Origin of the sequence: Pedobacter psychrotolerans (assembly GCF_004340665.1) — a bacterium.
GTDB classification, from domain to species: Bacteria; Bacteroidota; Bacteroidia; order Sphingobacteriales; family Sphingobacteriaceae; genus Pedobacter; species Pedobacter psychrotolerans.
This window is the reverse complement of record NZ_SLWO01000009.1, coordinates 145,450-165,449: the sequence shown is the minus strand read 5'-3', so window position 1 is coordinate 165,449 and position 20,000 is coordinate 145,450. Positions and strand designations below refer to the sequence as shown.

12 protein-coding genes are annotated in these 20,000 nt (G+C 37.0%); 9 read left to right on the top strand and 3 right to left on the bottom strand.

Annotation, left to right across the window (positions count from 1 at the left end):
• The first annotated feature begins 97 nt into the window (after positions 1–97).
• Positions 98–343 (top strand): hypothetical protein, encoded by a 246-nt coding sequence (locus EV200_RS19945; RefSeq protein WP_132535884.1) that lies wholly within the window; start codon positions 98–100, stop codon positions 341–343.
• Between the two features lie 739 nt (positions 344–1,082).
• Here EV200_RS19945 and EV200_RS19940 read toward each other — a convergent pair.
• Complete coding sequence (locus EV200_RS19940; protein ID WP_132535882.1) at positions 1,083–1,517, bottom strand: RidA family protein; 435 nt, start codon at positions 1,515–1,517, stop codon at positions 1,083–1,085.
• Between the two features lie 495 nt (positions 1,518–2,012).
• Between EV200_RS19940 and EV200_RS19935 the strand changes: the two genes are divergently transcribed.
• From EV200_RS19935 to EV200_RS19905, 7 genes are all read left to right on the top strand, one after another.
• Positions 2,013–3,248, top strand: coding sequence for an exonuclease SbcCD subunit D (locus tag EV200_RS19935; protein WP_132535880.1), 1,236 nt, complete (start codon positions 2,013–2,015; stop codon positions 3,246–3,248).
• Position 3,249: 1 nt separating this feature from the next.
• Complete coding sequence (locus EV200_RS19930) at positions 3,250–6,987, top strand: AAA family ATPase (RefSeq protein WP_132535878.1); 3,738 nt, start codon at positions 3,250–3,252, stop codon at positions 6,985–6,987.
• Between the two features lie 20 nt (positions 6,988–7,007).
• Positions 7,008–8,915 carry an ABC-three component system protein gene (locus EV200_RS19925; RefSeq protein WP_132535876.1) on the top strand — a complete coding sequence of 636 codons (1,908 nt, stop codon included), beginning with the start codon at positions 7,008–7,010 and terminating at the stop codon, positions 8,913–8,915.
• Positions 8,912–9,532: an ABC-three component system middle component 1 gene (locus tag EV200_RS19920; RefSeq protein WP_132535874.1), complete on the top strand. Its 621-nt coding sequence runs from the start codon at positions 8,912–8,914 to the stop codon at positions 9,530–9,532. Before EV200_RS19925 ends, EV200_RS19920 begins: the two co-directional genes overlap by 4 nt.
• The gene (locus EV200_RS19915; RefSeq protein ID WP_132535872.1) at positions 9,519–12,479 is read left to right on the top strand and encodes an AAA family ATPase; all 2,961 of its coding nucleotides are present in this window, start codon (positions 9,519–9,521) and stop codon (positions 12,477–12,479) included. The genes EV200_RS19920 and EV200_RS19915 overlap by 14 nt, the downstream gene beginning before the upstream one ends.
• Positions 12,480–12,619: 140 nt before the next feature.
• On the top strand, positions 12,620–13,108 hold the full coding sequence (locus tag EV200_RS19910) for a hypothetical protein (RefSeq protein WP_132535870.1): 489 nt from the start codon (positions 12,620–12,622) through the stop codon (positions 13,106–13,108).
• Positions 13,109–13,234: 126 nt separating this feature from the next.
• Positions 13,235–13,804 carry a hypothetical protein gene (locus EV200_RS19905; protein WP_132535868.1) on the top strand — a complete coding sequence of 190 codons (570 nt, stop codon included), beginning with the start codon at positions 13,235–13,237 and terminating at the stop codon, positions 13,802–13,804.
• Positions 13,805–14,608: 804 nt separating this feature from the next.
• Here EV200_RS19905 and EV200_RS19900 read toward each other — a convergent pair.
• Both EV200_RS19900 and EV200_RS19895 read right to left on the bottom strand, forming a co-directional pair.
• On the bottom strand, positions 14,609–16,234 hold the full coding sequence (locus EV200_RS19900) for a RagB/SusD family nutrient uptake outer membrane protein (protein WP_132535866.1): 1,626 nt from the start codon (positions 16,232–16,234) through the stop codon (positions 14,609–14,611).
• A 10-nt stretch (positions 16,235–16,244) separates the two neighbouring features.
• Positions 16,245–19,271, bottom strand: coding sequence for a SusC/RagA family TonB-linked outer membrane protein (locus tag EV200_RS19895; protein WP_132535864.1), 3,027 nt, complete (start codon positions 19,269–19,271; stop codon positions 16,245–16,247).
• Positions 19,272–19,695: 424 nt separating this feature from the next.
• Between EV200_RS19895 and EV200_RS19890 the strand changes: the two genes are divergently transcribed.
• Positions 19,696–19,920 carry a CDGSH iron-sulfur domain-containing protein gene (locus EV200_RS19890; RefSeq protein ID WP_029285844.1) on the top strand — a complete coding sequence of 75 codons (225 nt, stop codon included), beginning with the start codon at positions 19,696–19,698 and terminating at the stop codon, positions 19,918–19,920.
• The last annotated feature ends 80 nt before the right edge of the window (positions 19,921–20,000 follow it).

The following is a 20,000-nucleotide window of genomic DNA, read 5'->3' as shown; positions in this document are numbered from 1 at the left end:
GGTCAGGAAAGCACTTGTTGGCAATTTTGAATTATAATATCTTTGCTATTGCTATCAATTTTACAAAACGAATAACCTATCACCAAAAACTAAAAGATTGCAACTGTTTAGAATTCACCCAAGTTATAGAAAAATTAAAATTGGCCAATTGGAGTCATACAAATTGGTTTTTCCATCCCTTCCTGACGGTACTGAATTTATTGGAAAGGGTATCAAACCTGATATAAAAGAAGAATATACCATTAGGGATTTACTAAAAAATGAAGATTCTGTTTTGATGAAGGCCATTGATGAGCTTAAATCAAATTACGGGGGATGTAAATCTTGGTTACTTATTTATTGAAGAACTTTCTGTAAATTAGAACAGATACGTTTTGTAATTTTGGTTTGCTTTATTTAAATTTGAAATAGAAATTGTTCTTTCAAACCTAGTCAAATCATATAAAAATAACTGGTGCCCAATTTGGTGCCTACATTGAAATGATGATTATATAATTTTCACAACTTGCTCATTTACTACCGATTGGATTGATAAGTCATTATCCCAGCGGGATCACGAAAAGCCTTACAATAATGTAAGGCTTTTTTGTTTAATTCAGGTTCCATTTTATGGCTTATTTTGATGCATTTTAGTAATTTGCTCTCTGGTAGGTTTTACTGCCAACTGCCACATTGATCATCTCTTTAAAATGACTATCTATTCGGAGTAAATTGAGTTTATTTTTTCACCCCTTTTCAACGAGGTTTTAGTCTGTTTTTTAATAAACCCCAACATGCCTTTAAGATGCAACTATCATGCCTTAGGAAAGCAATAGGATACGAGTAGGAATCGGATCTAAATCTAGGTCAGATTTAGTGGAGAAATAACTTGTAAATGTGCGTTGCGTAGAATGGAAAAAGAAGGGTTTATAACAGACTTAGAATAGGTCGATAATTAATTGTAAACTGGAACAAAATGAGAAGATTGAAGATTAGATGCTTTATAAAATTATAAGTGTTGAGAGATTCGGTGAATCGAAATCCAAAACCGAACTAAATACTATTTAAACGTTGATTTCAGGACTTGGTGCTGATTTCTGAAATTATTTCGGCAAGTGTGCAATCAATTCAATTTCTAATTTTGCTTGCGGCATATACAATCGTTGTATTTGAACCCAAGTGGCTGCAGGAAAGTCATTTTTGTAAAACCCTTTTCTCACGTAATTGAACTTTTTCATTGCTTCAATATCCGTCGTGTACAAATTTTCCTTAACTACATTTTCGAATGTTGCACCATAACTGGCTAGTGAAGCTTTTAAATTATTATAAACAGATGTAATTCCTTCGGGAGTGATATCGTTTGTTACCACACCTGAAATGTACAGAATATTATCAACCTTTAAAACCTGAGCATACCCTGCTGTGGTGTCTTGTTTTGATGCTTTGTTCCAATGCCATTTTTCTTTTTTGATTTTGGTTTCTTGTGAAAAAGTTCTACAAAAAACGAAAAGGAAAGGAAGTAGGATGAGGTATCGCATAGTTGTTTAATTTAAATAAGTTGTTTGTTATCGGGTTCAACTAAAGTCTAAATTTATGTATTTTGTTTATTTTTCAATTTAAAAATGATGCAATGGATTAGAAATAAATGTTTTTCGTTTTTAAAGACCTGAATGCAACCACGATTTCATTCTTACGGTTTCCCGTAAGGATATGATTAACATTTATTTTATTTTTGATTTAAATAAATAGAATCTTATGACTTAGTAAAATAATATAGCCACAATCAAATAGTATTCACCTAACATTTCCCAATTTATTTTTTAAATTGCCTTGAATTAACGAACTCACTCTAATGAAATCCAATCAGATCTCCTTCATAATTACTTATATACCATAAATAAGGCTTACGAATTCCAAATTGTCTTACCAGTTAAGTCTTGGGTGTATAAAAATTTCCTTATTTAAAATTTAAGAATGAACGCTTCAAATTTTATAGTATGGAAAAGTATATTACGCATTTATAAAATTAGCTAATGAAAATCCTCCATACCGCAGACTGGCACATCGGCCAGCTGTTTCACGAATACGACCGTACACCTGAACACCAGCAGTTTCTGAATTGGTTGGTGCAGACGCTACAGGATGAAAAAATAGATGTTCTGCTCATCAGTGGTGATGTTTTTGATATTTCCAATCCGGCAGCGGCATCCATAAAAATGTTCTATACCTTTTTGAATCAAGCAACTAAAGCAAATCCAAATTTACAGATCATCATCACAGCGGGCAACCACGATTCTGCCTCTCGCTTAGAAGCGCCAAAGCCATTGTTGGAGTCATCCAACGTACATATTATTGGCTTGGTTGAAAAAGACGCAGATGGAAATATTGATTATAACAAACTAATTGTTCCCATACATGATGCTTCGGGCAATATTAAAATATGGTGTCTGGCTGTTCCGTTTTTGCGCATGGGCGATTATCCGGCAATTTCCGACTGTGCCAATCCTTATACAGAAGGCGTAACGGCATTATATGAAAAGGCTTTCCAATATGCCAGTTTGAAAAAGCAAAACGGACAAACTATCATTGGGATGGGACATCTGCACACTCACCATGCAGAAATAAGCGATCTGGATAAAACTGAAAGGCTGATCATGGGTGGTGTAGAATGTATTCCAGCTACCGCATTTCATCCTGATCTCAAATACGTAGCACTAGGCCATATCCACAAAGCGCAACGCATTGGCGGAAAAGAACACATTCGATATTCTGGAAGTCCGCTGCCGATGTCTTTTTCAGAACTAAATTATAAACATCAGGTAATTGTTTTTGAACTGGAAGAAGAGATCAGCAACCTTAAAACAATAGAAATCCCGCTATTTGTACCTTTGCTAAGAATTCCGCTGAAGCCCCTACCCTTGCATGAAGTTATTGCGCTTTTGGAACAATTGCCAATAATGGATCAGCATTCAGAAATAGCGCCCTATCTCGAAGTCCGTGTATTGCTAGACGGACCTGAACCTGCTTTGCGACATAAAATTGAAACGGTATTAATGGGTAAGAAAGTAAGACTGGCCAAAATTGAATCGATAAATCCTGCTTCCAAAGAAAAAGCATCGGAATTTATTACACAAGAAAAACTGAGCGAACTACAGCCTCTTGATGTATTTAACAAAATATACCAATCCAGATACAACAGCGAAGTTCCTTCTACTCTACTGCAACTTTTTCAGCAGGTAGCACAGGAAGTAAATCAGACAGCCGAATAAGATGAAGATACTTGCCATACGCATAAAAAACCTGGCCTCTTTAGAAGGAACTACCGAGATTAACTTTACTGCCGAGCCACTGTGTTCGGCAGGGATTTTTGCCATCACCGGAGCTACCGGAGCCGGAAAATCGACCATATTAGATGCACTGTGTCTTGCCCTATACAGTAAAACACCACGATACCTGCAGGCAAAGGAAACAGGGATAGAGATCCTTGATGTTCAAGGATTTAAATTAAACCAAAGTGATGTTCGCGGAATTTTACGAGACGGAACAGCCGATGGTTTTGCCGAAGTAGACTTTAGAGGAATCGACGGACAACACTATCGTGCAAACTGGAGTGTAAGGCGTGCCAGAAATAGGGCCGATGGCAGTATGCAATCTGATTCGGTTATCTTACAGAATATCACTTCTCATGTGGCTATTCCTGGTAAAAAAGCTGAAACCCTAAAGGAAATAGAAAGACTTGTTGGACTAAATTTTGAGCAGTTTACCCGTTCGGTTTTGCTGGCGCAAGGCGATTTTACTGCTTTTATGAAAGCCAGCAAGGATGAAAAATCTTCATTATTAGAAAAACTTACCGGAACGCATATCTATTCTGAAATCTCCAGAAAAATATTCGAGAATTATAAGTTTGAAGAACAGCAACTCCGCGAACTTAATTTACGAAAGGAAGGAATTGCCACACTCAACGAAGATGAACTTAAAACCTTACTGGAAGAACAAGGGATTCTGGCAACTGAAATCATAATTTTAGATAAAGAGATTGAAAATCTAACTTTAGAAATCGGCTGGCACGAGCAACTCGCTAAATTACAAGCCAATCATATTGATGCCAATACTACATTACAACAAGCAAATGAGCATAAAGTAAATGCTTTTCCACGCAGGAAGAAACTGGTGGTAACCGAGCAGGTACAACAAACCAGAAGCTGGGTAGATGCACAAAAGCATGCACAACACCAGTATGGGGAGAAAACAATTGCCCTGAATACTTTAAAAGAATCCATTGTCTCGCTCCAGGAACAGAGAGAAAAACTAGAGGTACAACTTTTAGCATCAGGAAATGAGCTTACAGCCAAAAACAAAGCCCTAAATGATGCTTTACCCCTGCTGGAACAAGCCAAAAAATTTGATACGTTAATTGCTGAAAAAAAGGAAACCTTAGAAAAAACCAAAAAAGAAACCGACAGTGCATCGGAAACAAACAGCCAGCAACAAAAAATACTGGCAGATAAGCAAGTAGCATTTACAGCGCTTTCCGCTCAAATCAACACCATAACTAACTGGAAGACAGAAAATAAAGATCGGAGTCCGATTGCTGAAAATAAAAACATCATCCTTTCTAAATTACAGGATGCTAAAAAGCTTTTAGAAACCGTACAATCTTCTACCACAGAACTGGATGGATTAGCAGCTAAAATTCATAACAGTGAAATAGAAAAAATAACGATTGAAGCGAGCCTGGGCAAACAAAATGAAGAATGGGAAAGGTTAAAGAAAACCTATGATGAACGGTTGAAGGAGTTGCTGTTAATCCCCATCGAAACCTTAAATCTAGATAAAGAGGGAACAGATCGCGCTGTTGAAAAAACAATACAAGCACAAGCCCATTGGCAATTGCTTGATAGTGCGCTTACAGAATTACAAACCTTAAGCCAGAAACAACTCACAGATCAAGCTGATTACCAAACAAAAGAGCAAAACCTAGCAGAACTATCCAGAAAATTGGTGGTAGAAAGTGCTCAAAAGGAAACCACTGCACAATTATTGCAACAATCTCGTCTGGCATCAGCAGAAAACGTTGAAACGCTCAGAGCCACCTTGATAGATGAGGAACCATGTCCGGTATGTGGCAGTACCAGCCATCCCTATGCCATGCACCATCCAGGTTTGCAAAATGTACTGGCTAAACTGGAAGAATCCTATGCAGAAATGGAACGCGTTTATCTCGCCACTTATCGTCAGAATAATGCTTTGGAACAAGCTTTTCAAACTTTAGCGCAAACCATCCAAAGTCAAAGTGAGGCCATTGATGCTAAACAAGCTGCCGTGAAAAATAAAAAGCAAATCTGGGAACAATTCGACATCTCTCAAGAAAGCCAAGCCATTTCCGATGTAAAAAAAGCCGACTGGATAGCAGAAAAATTACAGTCTCTAAAAACAAAACAAGCAGGTTTACTGGTACAGATACAGGCTTATTCCGGCCAAAAACAACAACTGGAAGCTGATAAAAACAAAATCGACCTGCTGAAAGAAAGCATTGACAGCCTTACTAATCAATTAAAAGATGTAAAAGCTGCCATCTCTCTTTACTTGGAAAAGCAAAGCGGAAAAGTTAAGGAACTACAAAAGGCTACCTTGGATCTTAATGAGGTTGAAAAAATACTTTCGCCCTATTTTACCACGTCAGAATGGATGAAAAACTGGAAGGCGGATCCAATAATATTTGTAGGCCGTATAGAAACTTTTGCCAAAACATGGAATGAAAACTCGGAGAAGTTAGCTCAATATATCCTTCAGGAAGGGGCATTAGCAGCCACGCTAAAAGAACTGGAAAATCAGGTAAAAAACCTTTCGGCTGAGCTGACTAAAAAGACGGATGCTTACACCATACAACACCAAAACTACCAGGATCTGAAGCAACAACGTCTTACTATTTTCGATGGAAAACCTGCAACTGATATAGAGAATCAATTGAAACAGGCGATTACTGAAGCCCAAATACATGTGGATCAGCTTAAGGTAATGCAGCAGGAACTGAATATTAATAGTACCAAAGCCAATACTCAAAAAGAGGAATTGCTTGCCACATTAAATGCTTTAGAAACAGAAGCCACAAAAGCTTCACAAAAAACAGAAGCCTGGCTCAGTGATTATAACCAAAAAAATAACGCGACTTTAAGCATTACCGAACTGCATCAACTCCTGACCTTAAACAACGATTGGATGGATGCCGAGCGTATGGCATTACAAACCATTGATGACGAAGTTACGAAAGCAACCTCCATCCTGGCTGAAAGAAAGCAATTGCTGGATGCGCATCAGCAAAAAAACTTATCCGAACGTCCGTTAGATGAACTTAGCGAATTATTTAGGGTTGCAAAGTCTGATGTAGAATTACAGAAGCATAAAAGAAGCGAAATCGGTTTCCAGTTACAACAAGACGAAGCCAATAAAAACAAAATTGGTGACTTGCTCAAAAGCATCGACACACAGGCAAGCATTACGGAAAACTGGAGCAAACTGAATGAAATTATCGGCTCTGCTGATGGTAAAAAATTCCGACAGATTGCCCAGGAATATACGCTTGACGTTTTGCTCGGCTATGCGAACATCCACCTGCATTCACTTACCAGCAGGTATAAAATCGAACGTATTCCGGCCACACTCGGCTTACAGGTAGTAGATCAGGATATGGGCAATGAAGTACGAACTGTGTACTCGCTTTCTGGCGGAGAGTCTTTCCTGGTATCGCTTGCACTGGCTTTAGGCCTCGCCTCTTTGTCGTCCAGCCGAATGCAAGTAGAATCTTTATTTATTGATGAAGGTTTTGGTTCCTTAGATCCTACCACGCTCAATATTGCCATGGATGCCTTGGAAAGACTTCACAATCAGGGTCGTAAAGTGGGTGTGATCTCCCATGTGCAGGAAATGACGGAAAGGATTCCGGTACAGATTAAGGTGAGTAAGCAGCAGAGTGGGAAGAGTAAGGTGGAAATTGAAAATATTTTTTAAAACTAATAATAGAATAATTAATGTTAGCTAAATTAAGATTAGACCAAACTAAAAAATATGAGCAGGCACTCGTAACCTACAAAATTGCAGTGATGCTGATTGATTTTGTAGCTGGGAGAGAACATTACAAGCGAATTGGTGCAGAACAAGGCGGCATATCCACTTGGGATGATATAGTTATCGAAAAAGACAAGAATTCACAAATTCATGTACAAGTTAAAAGACAAACATCAGGAGATTTTGGCGATAATAATGACCAATGTGAAAGAAACGAATATTTAACAGGGCCTAGAAAAGGTCAAAAACGAGATTTATCTCCTTTAGACCAAACTTTAAAAAACTTAGCAGAATGGTGTAAAGATATTGATATATCCATCATTAATCCAAAAAGGGAATTTTGGATTGAATTACCAGAGTTAACTACGCAAATTAAAAATGGACTTCAGATAAGAAATTTAAAAGATTTATGCGAAGTTCAAATAAAACCAGCCGTTACAACTGTTGCTGGGCTCCAAGCTCAAGCTGACATAGACACAAATATTAAAAATTGTTTCGACTGGTTAACAACATGGTGTGAATTCAAAGATTGGGAACACATTTTGAAAGCCTTAAAGTTTCTAAAAATAAAAAATTCGGGATTGGAATCTGAAATCGAAAGTAAGACAGAAGACAAACTGAAAGAAATATTTATCTCAGATAAACTTGAAGAAATACGATTAAAAATCCTTTCTTACACTATTGAGAACACTACATTTTCAGGAGCCATATCCCCTCGAAACTTATTATTCGAACTCAAGGAATATATTCGCTCAGATATCAAGATTTGGACACAAATTGATCACATAGATAATAATTGGCAGATTATGGGTATCCATGATTTAGAAAGCAATACTGAGATAGAAAGACCTTGCAAAACAATACCCTTACTCTGGTCAAACGAAAGGTACAGAAACTTAAATATTAATATTGCAAAAGTAAATGATCCACTTACTCCTATTCACGAAAGTATATTTCAACTTGCAATGCATTTAGATGGAAATGTAAACGGTCTTTGTGCAAATTGGGATGGATGGAAAGTACATATTGAAAATAAAATTGGAGGTACATTCGGAGTTCACGAAGATGATTTTGAAGGAATTCGTATTTCTAATAATAATGCCTCATTTAATACCAGCGGAGGCAAGATTATGAATACTCATGCAGAACGTGAGGCATTTGCAAAAGAAATGAGTCATCAAATGGCCAAAAAGACATGGAAATTAGTTTCTGAAAAAATTTTAGGGAGAATATCCCAAATGGACACTAGCCAATCACCGGAGTTAAGAGATGCAGTTGAAGTACGTTGGAATGTCTGGCAAGAAATTATAACTAAGGATGAATCAATACTAATCCCTCTTTTAAAAAGAATTGTACACCCTAATGCTGAAGGAGAAGAAATATTGGGACACTTACGAATAGGCCCGAAGACAAAATTACTAATCGCAGATGCTCTATTTACCTGCTTACTTATTTCAGTGGCATTAGGTTCAATTGACGGAGAAATTATGAAAACCGAAGATGGATTAAGTATTGGAGCTATAGGACTTAGTTGGTGGAGCGGACCAGCTGGAAAGGTAAAAAAAATTAGGAAGATAGACGAGGAGGAGTCTATTGATGACCTTATTGGTAAAGAAGCATACGACATTCTAATTCTTTCACAAAGTGAACAACCAGAAGGCGAGATTTACAAACATTCAATTAGTGACTCAGTTAACATTGATCATTCCTTAGCAGCTGGAAATAATCCGAAATTATTAATAACGAAAAACCGAATCTTTAATTCAATTATCAAAAAAGGAAGTATTGATGAACTTCAAACCTATCTAAAACAAAAACTTAAAATTTATAACGAGTCACTTACTGAAACTTTAAACAATAACATATCATGACTTTTGACCAATTCGTATTCTATATCAATCATCAGATTGAAGCTCGTTTTTCTATAAAAAGTCAAGGGACAACTGAAAACGAGATGATCGAGGTAGCTTCTGAAAATCTTCAAAACAAAAGACTAATACGTTTTTTTCGCCCTCTAGAAACTTCGGAACCACGCCTAAAAACGCTACTTGTAGTAGGCATCAATTCGAGTAATTATCTAAAAGATGTCTTACAATGGGCCGCATTATGCAAAGAATTACTCTTAGATCCCGAAACTGCTGATATCTATCTTGCCATTATGTGGACTGAAGAAACTCAAACTTCAATTGAAGAATGTTTAAGAATAGAGGCTAGTGAAGATTTTTGTCGAAAATTTGTATTACGCCCAAATGAAACTAAGGAATCATTTGTCGAAAGAACATTTATCACAAAAGTTGACGCTCCAACCCCATTGGATTTAGGGCAAGACCCACTTATTTCAGCTTTTTCAGTCTTAGAACAAGAATTTGCATGGTTTAATAATGAGGAAAAAGTCAAGTGGAGAGAGGCATTTAGTTCTGGCACTTCAAGTTTTGACCTTTTTAATACATTGATAAATAACCAATCAGAAAGCAATGAAGCATCTTAAAAAAATAACAATAAGCAACGCAAGACGTTTTGGTAAAGATGTCGAAATCGAATTAAGCTCTGGTGCCAATATATTTCTTGCTCCTAATGGAACTGGAAAAACAACTCTTTTCGAAGCAATCGAGTTTGCATTGACGGGCTCGATTCAACGTTTAGTAAACCCGCCATTATCATTGATACGTGACAAACAGAATGATGTGGATGTCAGATTAGATTTTGACAATGGAAACTACTGTGAGGTTAATTATAGAAAAGGTTCAGAGCCTAAAATATCGGGAGATCATGATTTATTGTTTCCAGAACACTCCATAAAAGATGTTCCATTCCTTTTAAGACTTACTCATCTTATAGAGCAGCGTGGAAATAACTGGTTTATACAAAAAGGGGAATCTTCTCAGGCAGGAGATTTGTTAGATAAGTTATCAATTGGAAAGGATTTAAGTACGATTGCCAAAACAAAATCAAATACATTAAATGCTGCTACGAGAACAATAAATGAAAAAAAAGATGAGAAGAATAAACATGAAGAAAAGGTCTCTATTTTAGAAAATAAATTAAAAGAACGTGATAACGCTAAGTTAAACTACGTACTCAAGCCTTTAAACGAAATTATTGATCAAATACAAAGGATTCACAAACAATTTGACGGCTCATCAAATTTGGAAAATATTGACCAAAAACCAGATGCCGTTGTTAGTTATCGCGGACTTGTAAACTCTGTTTTAATTAAGTTAGAAGAAGATAATCAAAAGCGTTTATTTAACCTTTCAAATCTTGAAAGCAAAATTTCTCTTTTTGAAAGTAATAACACAGAAATAGTAGATAAGAAGAAGCAGATAGCTGAAAAAACAGACATAGCACAGAAAGCAGATTTAGATCTTGCCCCATTAAAGACCGCATTACCTTTACTACAAGATGCTTTTAATAAAGAGACAGACATACAGAAAGACTTACAAAAATCAAAAGGATTATTAGATAAAAAGAAAGAGGAAGAAGCCAAATCTATATCTACAGAAAAATCAATCAAGGCCATATCTGAATCTATTTCTGAACAAAAAGAAAAATTAAAAACAGAAAGCGAACTTGTTGATAAGCTCAATGCTAAAATTGCTGCGTTCAATTCTATTAGAGGACGTGAAGCAGAAGCACTAAAAAAACAAGGGGAATTCAATTCACTACGGTTGGTAATCGAGGATTGGAATACCCATTTGCTAAATGTGGCTGAAATAAAAAATCTCATCAACATTCAAACAGGACAAAAAGCAGGATCTCAGAAAAAAATAGAAGATTTTCAGACTGATTTACTAAAAATAGAAAAGTTATTTAATGAAAGTCAAACCAAACTTAATTCTCTAAAAAATGCTTCGGATGCAATTCTTGGTGCAGTAGGAATTATAGCAACAAATTTGCCTGATGACCAGAGAAATTGCCCTGTTTGTAACGCAGAATATGAACCTGATGAACTTTCGAAGCAAATAGCTTTGGCATTGGAACAAATAGATCCTATTATCAGTAGTGAAATTGAAACTAATAACACATTAAAAACAGAAGTTGATATTAAAAAACAGCAGATACAAAATGAAAAAACGACGCTAAGTAAAATCAATGAAAATTTAGTTGAAAATGAGGATAAATCAAAAAATCTTCAAGAATTTATTAATGAAAAATGCCTACCTAGATTCGCTGATAGTAACAATATTAATGAAGCAAATGAATGGTTAATAAATGAAAAAGAAAAAAACAATGTAAATCTAGAGAAGATTTTTAAAGATAAAACAGAATTTGGAGAAGAACCATCTTCAGAAGAATTAAGTAAACTAATAACGGCTAGAGACCAGACAAGAGATACAATTCACTCAAATGAATTAAATGTTACTACGCTTACGGCATCTCTTGAAAATATAAAAACCGAAATTGAAAAAATAAACCAATCTCTTTCATTAATTAACATAGATTTATTAGACTCACAAATTTCTACTATAGCAACAGAAATTGAAGCTACAACATCAAAAATAACTGACAACACTAGGGCCAGTGAACAAATTGTGAAGGTTAAAAGAGAAGCCGAAGAACAAATCACAGACCTAAATATGGCTATTTCGAAGTTACAAGGGCAACAGAATGAAATCTTAGCAGAGTGGAAAGATAGTAACTTAATTGAGCCGCCTTCAATGGACAATCTTAATGTAGGAAAAACTAAACTTATCAAGCAATCAGATCTTATCAGAAAAGGACTAGAAGACTTAAATAAGATAAGTGATGAATTAGGTCGTTGGAACGCAGCAGAGAAGTTTGCCACATTGGATAAAGAAATCAAAGAAATTTGTGTGAACCAAGACGAACAGCTTTATCTATCAAATATGAAGAAGCGATTATCAACAATAGATGGTGAACTGTCTTTCATAACAGAAAGGAAAACTGCACTTGAAATATTATATCGTAAAATCGGTGAAGAAGTTAATGGCGTACACGATAAAATTAAAGCCATAAATCCATTATGGGTCTCTTTACTAAAAAAAATTGTTGTAAATCCTCGCTTTGTAGAGACACAATTAGAAAGTTACTCATATAGAAATAAATCGCAGGCAGAGGTTAAAATTAATCTTCACGACGAACAGGTAAGTGTAATGGAAGTAGCTAGCGAAGCCCAAGCTACTGACTTACAATTAACTTTTATGCTTTCTATGGCTAGTACCTATAAATGGACACCATGGAAATCATTGTTACTAGATGATCCAACTCAACATCACGATCTTGTTCATGCTTCTGGTGTATTCGACCTCCTTCGAGATTACATAACTGATCAGGGGTTTCAAGTCTTAATGGGAACTCACGATGTTATTCAGGCAAAATTCTTCCAAAGGAAACTTGAGAATGAAAATATAGACGTAAAACTATGGCGCTTAATTGCTAATGATGATGGAGTTAGAGCTGAATTGATAAATTAATAAGTTTAACGAAAGAAATAGATCATAATTCCAAAGCTACTTTATGATCAGCTCATCCCCAATCAGAGAGATGGGCTGATTATTCTTGACATTTACCAAAATTATCAAAACCAGAAATTCATGGAACACAAAAACCAATCATGAACCGCATTAAAAAACACAGAGGCCTTCGGCGATATTATAAAAACCTAGAGCTAAAGAATGAAGACTGGAGTGAGTTAAAGTTTACAGATTCAGATAACGCATGGTTTGATCGTTGGCATACGCATTTCGATTGGTATGGTTATGGAAATGATAGTTTTAAACGCCGTAAACCTCACCTCGATAAATTGTTCCGACATTTTGATCTTTTGAGTGATCGAGCTAAATCTTTAACAGTTGATTTTCAGATCTGGATTACCATTTTAGACAATGACAGCGCTAGTGATGCGTTATTTTTACACACGCCCAACCCAAATCAAAATAACTTTCCATGGAAGATCTCAGGATTATCTGAAACGTCTACCCTCACTAATCAGCGGTTAATAGATTACATTAATAACTTAGTTGGTTACGAGAAACTATTTGGCAACGCGGACGAAGCCTACTGTGTGCTTTATAAAAAGAATATCGGGATAATCGTTGCATAGCTTTTGATAGCTTACAAGAAATAACGCAGCAATTAGTGGAAATTATTTTTTCTTCTCCATATTTAATTTGCATTTTGATTACCAGCAGTTCAGGATTAAATCAGTTAAGACAAATTTCACTAAAAGATGACCAAACCAAGCGCATTTAATTATTTCTTCCATTGGATAGGTTTATCAATGATGACCATTTGTATGTTGGCCATGAGTTGCGGCAATAACAATAACAAAACCGTAAAAACCAGGCTTCCTGATACGAGTAAAACTGACGGCATTTCCAAAATCAAACCCAATGAGCACATTAGTTCAACCAAAGTACATCAGCCTGATACCATCAGAAATGCTGAGGCCACGCAAATGAATGAAGATGCTTTTCAAAAGGCCATCATTAGCCTTCAAGATAGTTCATTAATGGTATATGGAAATATCAGGGAAGATTACCGGATTTTTGGATATGAACAACCGGATACCAATTCCAAGAAGCTTATCTTTTTTTCTGTATTTACCTCAGATGTTAAAGGGAATCCATACCATTGTCCGTATGGGGCTTATTATTCGACTACGGATATGATTAACTCAGAAATTAAATACCTTTCAAATGCAGGAAATTTTATCAAAGCCAATTTCATCAAAGATAAAACTGTGCTCACCCCTATTTATATTTTGAAGGATTGGATTCGGTTTGAAGAGAAAAATTAATTTAGGAAAAATAGATTTTCCTGATGCACTCTTTTGTTAGTTAGCTAGTAGTTAATGTTGGTTTAGTGTTAATTGGTTGGGGATTCTTCGCTTCGCTCTGAATGACAGTGCGTTTAGGGTGCTGATAAATAGAAGATGGTATAGTTAGTCAGTAGCTAAGGTTGGTTCAGTGTTAGTCGGTTGGAGATTCTTCGCTTCGCTCTGAATGACAGTGCGTTTGGGGTGCTGGTAAGTAGAAGATGGTATAGTTAGTCAGTAGCTAAGGTTGGATTCTGTGTCTATTGGTTGGAAGATTCTTCGCTTCGCTCTGAATGACAAGTGCGTTTGGGGTGCTGATAAATAGAAGATGGTATAGTTAGCCAGTAGCTAAGGTTGGATTCCGTGTTAATCGGTTGGGGATTCTTTGCTTCGCTCTGAATGACAAGTGCGTTTGGGGTGCTGATAAATAGAAGATGGTTTAGTTAGTCAGTAGCTAAGGTTGGATTCCGTGTCAATCGGTTGGGAGATTCTTCGCTTCGCTCTGAATGACGATGTGTTTGGGGCGCTGATAAATAGAAGATGGTATAGTTAGTCAGTAGATAAGCTTGGGTTCAATGTTAATCGGTTGGGGATTTTTCGCTTCGCTCTGAATGACACTGCGTTTAGGGTGCTGATAAATAGAAGATGGTATAGTTAGTCAGTAGCTAAGGTTGGGTTCGGTGTCTATCGGTTGGAGATTATTCGCTTCGCTCTGAATGACAGTGTGTTGAGACTAATAATCGGGCCATCCGAAGACGACCCGAAAAACTAACCAACTTTTCTTTATTAATAACCTGGATTTTGTGTTAAAACAGCATCCTTGTTCAATTGTATTTCATTCAACGGAATAGGCAATAACAATGCTTTTGTAGTTAAGCCTGTGATTGGTTTTGATGCATCGTTTGAGTTTAAACGAAGTGCCCGTTCTACCAATGTTCCGGTTCTCATTAAGGTCATTCTTCTGTTCTCCTCACCAATCAGTTCTCTGGCCCGTTCATCCAGAATAAAATCTTTTGTCATATCTGTGGCACTCACCTGTGCAGCGTTAGCCCTTGTTCTTAATACATTAATACTGGTAGCGGCTTCAGCGGTTTTACCTTGCGCAACTTGCGCCTCGGCAAGTAAGAGATAAGTTTCACCTAATCGCATTAAAATAAAATCTTTAATCATGGCATAACCAAAAGTATCATTCGGATCAAAAGCGCCCCATTTGGTAGTACTTGGACAAATGTTAATCAACGTATCCGGACCAGAAAAAGGAACCTGTTTGCCATATATTGCCGCATAGGTTGGACTTGGATCATTATAATAATATTTCCGGCGGATGTTGTATTGTGAATTGCGAATATCATTTCCTTTATACAAACGATACAGTACCCAGTTACTTAATCGTAACCTGCCAACGGAGCGTCCACCCAACGAATCGGCAACCGTCATACCGGCAATGTTGTAATATGCGGCACCCCATACCCTTCTTTGCTGTGGACTATCTGTAATACCGCCGACTACAGTATTCGGATTTTCTTGTTCTAAAACCCAGATGGCTTCGGTATTTCCTTGCGATCTTCTCTCATTGCCATATTGGAACATATCAGAATAATAATCACCTGGCTGACTGGTTTTTACACCATAACGGTTTTTAATCAAACTAAACCTGCCGCTATTGATAATTGCTTGTGCCTGTTGCTCAGCCAGGTCTGGCTTACCTATCCTTAAATAAACCTCTGCTAAAAGTTGCATGGCCATAAACTTATTGGCTCTGCCATACATTTTACCCTTCGTATTGGTTTTTACTGATTCAATATCTGGAAGATTGGCTGCAGCGAACACTAAATCTGCCACAATAAAATTATTCACATCAGCTATAGGTGCGCGAACGAAATCAATTTTAGGACCCGATAAAGCATGGGTAATTAAAGGTACACCACCAAATAGTGTAGCCAAGTTATTGTAAGCGTATGCCCTGAAAAATTTAGCTTCGGCACTGATCTGGTTTTTGCCTTTCGCACTGATGGTTGTGGTGGCAGGGTTGTCAATTCCATCTACAATAATGTTGGTTAAATTCACCATGATGTAGTTCCTGTTCCAGGTACGTGCAGCACCATTATCAGTTGGCGTTAACGTTTCGTAATTATAATAAGGAATTTCTACGCCCTGCTGGTTATTCGTGGCATTCGCCACATCGGTTCCAACTTGCCAAACACTTGGCCAGCCCTGCTGATCACTCCAGGAAAATATGGTACTGGTATGGTTATATAATCCAATTAACGAAGCTTCAAAACCCAATGAATCCGTAAGCGTTAAGGGCGTATAGGCCGAAAATGGTTTCTCATCCAGGAAAGCTTTTTTGCAAGAGGAAAAGGCAAAAAACAATATGGATAAGGAAGTAAGTATGATGATATTTTTTTTCATGATGATAAGATTAACGTAATGAAACATTTAAACCCAAAACAAATGTTCTCGTAACCGGATAGTTATTTGTCCAATCTGCAGAAAATGCTTGTTGGTTTGCACCTGAATTCCCTGATCCTCGGGTGTAAAAAGTTTGCTCAGGGTCCCAGCCTACCCAATTGGTAAACGTATGCAGGTTACGGCCACTGGCATAAATGGTTAAACCGCCTAAGTGAAGTTTATCCAGCATATTTTGTGAAAAAACATAACTCAAGGTAACATCCTTTATTCTGGTGTAGCTGGCATCAGAAGCATATCCATAGCCTAATGTATTATTATAGGATAATGCAGGGCGTGTTTGACTTTGATTTTCAGGTGTCCAATACCCAATTTCTGCCGGTGTATTTCTTCTTCCAGTTTCATCACCATAAGTTAAGTCAGGATTGTTCTTCGTCATGCCTTGTGCTGTTTGAATAAACACACTTAAATTCAAATTTTTATAGTGAAATGTATTGGTAATACCACCAGTCCATTTTGGAGCTGTCTGCCCTAAAATCGTTCTGTCATCGGCTGTAATTTTTCCATCACCATTTAAATCAGCAAATTTCAGGCTACCCGGTTTTGCTGTTGGATCTTGTTTGGAAACATCTTCCCCAGTTTGCCAAACGCCTGTCATTTTGTAATCGTAAACTACATTGATGGGTTGGCCGATGAACCATCTGTTGCCTAAGTCATCTTTTCCATCACCATATAAATCGGTGATTTTATTTTTATTGGTGGCAAAAACAATCATGGTTTCCCAACGGAAATTTTTCCCGGCAAAGTTTTGCGTAGTCAATGTTAGCTCTAAACCCTTATTAGTGGTCTTTCCGATATTTTCCAAAACATTAGAATAACCTGTGATAATGGGTAGACTTCTGCTGAGCAACAAACCGCTGGTTTTATTCTGATAAGCTTCTATGCTACCCGTAATTCTATTGTTCAGAAGACCAAAATCTAAACCAAGATTAGCCGTTTTAGTCGTTTCCCATTGTAATAAAATATTCCCCAGATTATTAGGCGCTACACCAATGGTACTGATTCCATTGAAAGGAGAACGTACCGCTCCTTCTGTGGTGATAGTCTTATAAACGCCAACGGCTTCATTACCGGTTTTACCATATGAAAGCCTTAATTTCAAATTGCTGATGGCTTTGATATCTTTCATGAAACTTTCATTGGTAATGTTCCATCCTATGGCTGCCGAAGGGAAAACACCATATTTCGTGGTGTTTGCTCCAAATACAGAAGAACCATCTCTACGTGCCGTTAAGGTTAATAAATAGCGGCTATCATAGGAATAAAACAAACGTCCCATCTGAGAGTTGAGTCCATATCTGTCGCGGTAAGAACTGCTGGTTTGTGTAGCGCCTGAACCAATATTATCTAAACCTAATTCATCGTTGATAAAGCCAACGGCACCTGCTGTTGTTGAATTGTATTTACGTTCCTGCGCACTGTACAATGCCGTGAAATCGAAATGGTGCTTTTTAATATCCTTTGAATACGTTAATATATTCTCAATAGTATAACTGTTCGTAGAGGCATTGAAACTGCTTGCCGTACCATTATTATCGTTGGCTAAACGCCCAACATAACTACCTCGTCTTTCAGGGAAATAAGTATATCCTGCATTTAACCTGAACTTTAATCCGGTTAAGGCTCCTGGAAATTTAATCTCCGCATATCCATTCCCGTTCACATTGGTTGTTCTGCTGATTTGGGTGGTTTTTAAACCTAATAATGGATTAGTGTACAACAACTCCGGTTCCATCGGGAAAATCTTGTAACTGCCATTTGCATTATATTCCTGCCCATATGGACTCATTGCTGTGGCTAATAATAAATTAGCTCTGCCACCATCAAAATTATTGCTGGTGAGGAATAAAGAAGTACCAACCGTTAAGAAACTGGTTACGTTCACATCTAAATTAGAACGCAAACCGATCCGGTTGAACTGGTAACCTTTAATTACGCCTTTCTGATCGAGATAATCACCTGAAATAAAATATTTTACATCGGACGTTCCGCCAGAAACACTAACGTTATGGTCTTGAATCACACCTTGTTGTGTCGCTTCATCAACCCAATCAGTTGTTGTACCTGCATTATAGGCTGCTAATTCACCAACATTTGGAACAGGTCTGGTTTGCGTTTGATTGGTTTGCTTAAGAAAATCTGCATATTTCTGCACATATTCTTCACCACTTCTCGGTTCTAAAATATGAGCGATGTTATCAATACCAGCATAACCATTGTAACGAATGACCGGTTTACCGGTTGTACCTCTTTTAGTTGTAATTAGAATTACACCATTTGAACCGTTTGTACCATAAATAGCCGTAGCACTGGCATCTTTCAGGATTTCTACTGATGCAATATCATTTGGATTAATGTCATTTAATGAGCCACCTGTTTTGGTTAAAGGCACACCATCAACCACCACATAGGGGCCAGCACTTGCTGAGATGGAGTTCTGACCTCTGATTAATGCATTGGGTTGACTACCCGGAACAGATGAAGAAGAAGTAATATTTACACCGGCAACAGCGCCCTGGATAGACTGAAGAATATTGGTTACCGGAAGCTGTGATAACCTGGATTTTGGCACAGACACCACCGAACCTGTAACGTCGGATCTTTTCTGTGTACCATAACCCACCACTACCACTTCATTGAGTGTCTTATCAGAAGCTTCGGTTAATGTTATATTTAATTGATTCTGATTATCAAATACAATTGTTTTGGAAGTATAGCCAACAAATGTATAGGTTAATGTTTCACCTTTGGCTGCAGCAATTTTGTATCGCCCGTTTCCATCAGATATGGCTACTTTTGCGGTTTTTTCATTTTTAATAGTTGCACCAGGAATGGGCTGACCTTTTACATCAAGGATTACTCCTGAAGTTTCTGAGCCTGGCGTTTGGGCATACAAACTATTACCACTGACATTCAAAAATAGAATTACAGCAAATAACAGGGGTATACATCTTAAAGAGAATAGTAGTTTTTTTAGCATAATGATTTGGTTAGTATATTTTTTTGGAAGGAACCAATCTTTTTAGATCAGTTTACGCTTTAGTCATTATTGAAAAGGCGTTTTGTCGGGCACCCGGATACGGCGCTTTGGCGTAGTTTTTTCAGATCATAAACATTTATATTTGATTAAGTCAAAGTAACTATAAATATTGCAGACAGCGTGAGGGGTAATACGATAATTAATAGGGGGTAAATTAATATTTTACTCCAAAATAAGCTTGCAGTGCGAATATGATGTAGTATAATCATGCACACCAAATATATTCATCAATCCAGTATATTTTAACGTTACGGAATCATTGCTAAATGACCTGGCTGGATTAAAACGGAATGTTTCTAAACTGCAATATCTCCAATCAAATCGTTAAAATTATTTTAGTTTTGCCCTACACAAACAAAACATCATGTCTAAAACAAAACTTACAATTAATAATAACGGATCAGTTAAAATTGAAGGCGATTTCGAAATTGTTGATAAAAATGGAAACGCCTATGGTTTACAAGGCAGAGAAGTTTTATCCATCTGCCGTTGCGGCCTTTCTCAAAACAAACCTTTTTGCGATGGTGCACATAAAGGCCATTTCGAACACGATGCAATAGCTTTTGATTTGCCTCCAAAAAAAGTATAAATAATTATTTTTACAGGAAGCCTTACAGAAATGTAGGGCTTTTCTTTTGAACCATTGGTTGATGACTTTTAACCACAGAG

Bases quoted from the DNA above. Each gene is read 5' to 3' on its own strand.
- EV200_RS19915 (WP_132535872.1), top strand. From the start codon at position 9,519: ATGAAGCATCTTAAAAAAATAACAATAAGCAACGCAAGACGTTTTGGT.
- EV200_RS19940 (WP_132535882.1), bottom strand. From the start codon at position 1,517: ATGCGATACCTCATCCTACTTCCTTTCCTTTTCGTTTTTTGTAGAACT.
- EV200_RS19900 (WP_132535866.1), bottom strand. From the start codon at position 16,234: ATGAAAAAAAATATCATCATACTTACTTCCTTATCCATATTGTTTTTT.
- EV200_RS19890 (WP_029285844.1), top strand. From the start codon at position 19,696: ATGTCTAAAACAAAACTTACAATTAATAATAACGGATCAGTTAAAATT.
- EV200_RS19920 (WP_132535874.1), top strand. From the start codon at position 8,912: ATGACTTTTGACCAATTCGTATTCTATATCAATCATCAGATTGAAGCT.
- EV200_RS19905 (WP_132535868.1), top strand. From the start codon at position 13,235: ATGACCAAACCAAGCGCATTTAATTATTTCTTCCATTGGATAGGTTTA.
- EV200_RS19930 (WP_132535878.1), top strand. From the start codon at position 3,250: ATGAAGATACTTGCCATACGCATAAAAAACCTGGCCTCTTTAGAAGGA.
- EV200_RS19910 (WP_132535870.1), top strand. From the start codon at position 12,620: ATGAACCGCATTAAAAAACACAGAGGCCTTCGGCGATATTATAAAAAC.
- EV200_RS19925 (WP_132535876.1), top strand. From the start codon at position 7,008: ATGTTAGCTAAATTAAGATTAGACCAAACTAAAAAATATGAGCAGGCA.
- EV200_RS19935 (WP_132535880.1), top strand. From the start codon at position 2,013: ATGAAAATCCTCCATACCGCAGACTGGCACATCGGCCAGCTGTTTCAC.
- EV200_RS19895 (WP_132535864.1), bottom strand. From the start codon at position 19,271: ATGCTAAAAAAACTACTATTCTCTTTAAGATGTATACCCCTGTTATTT.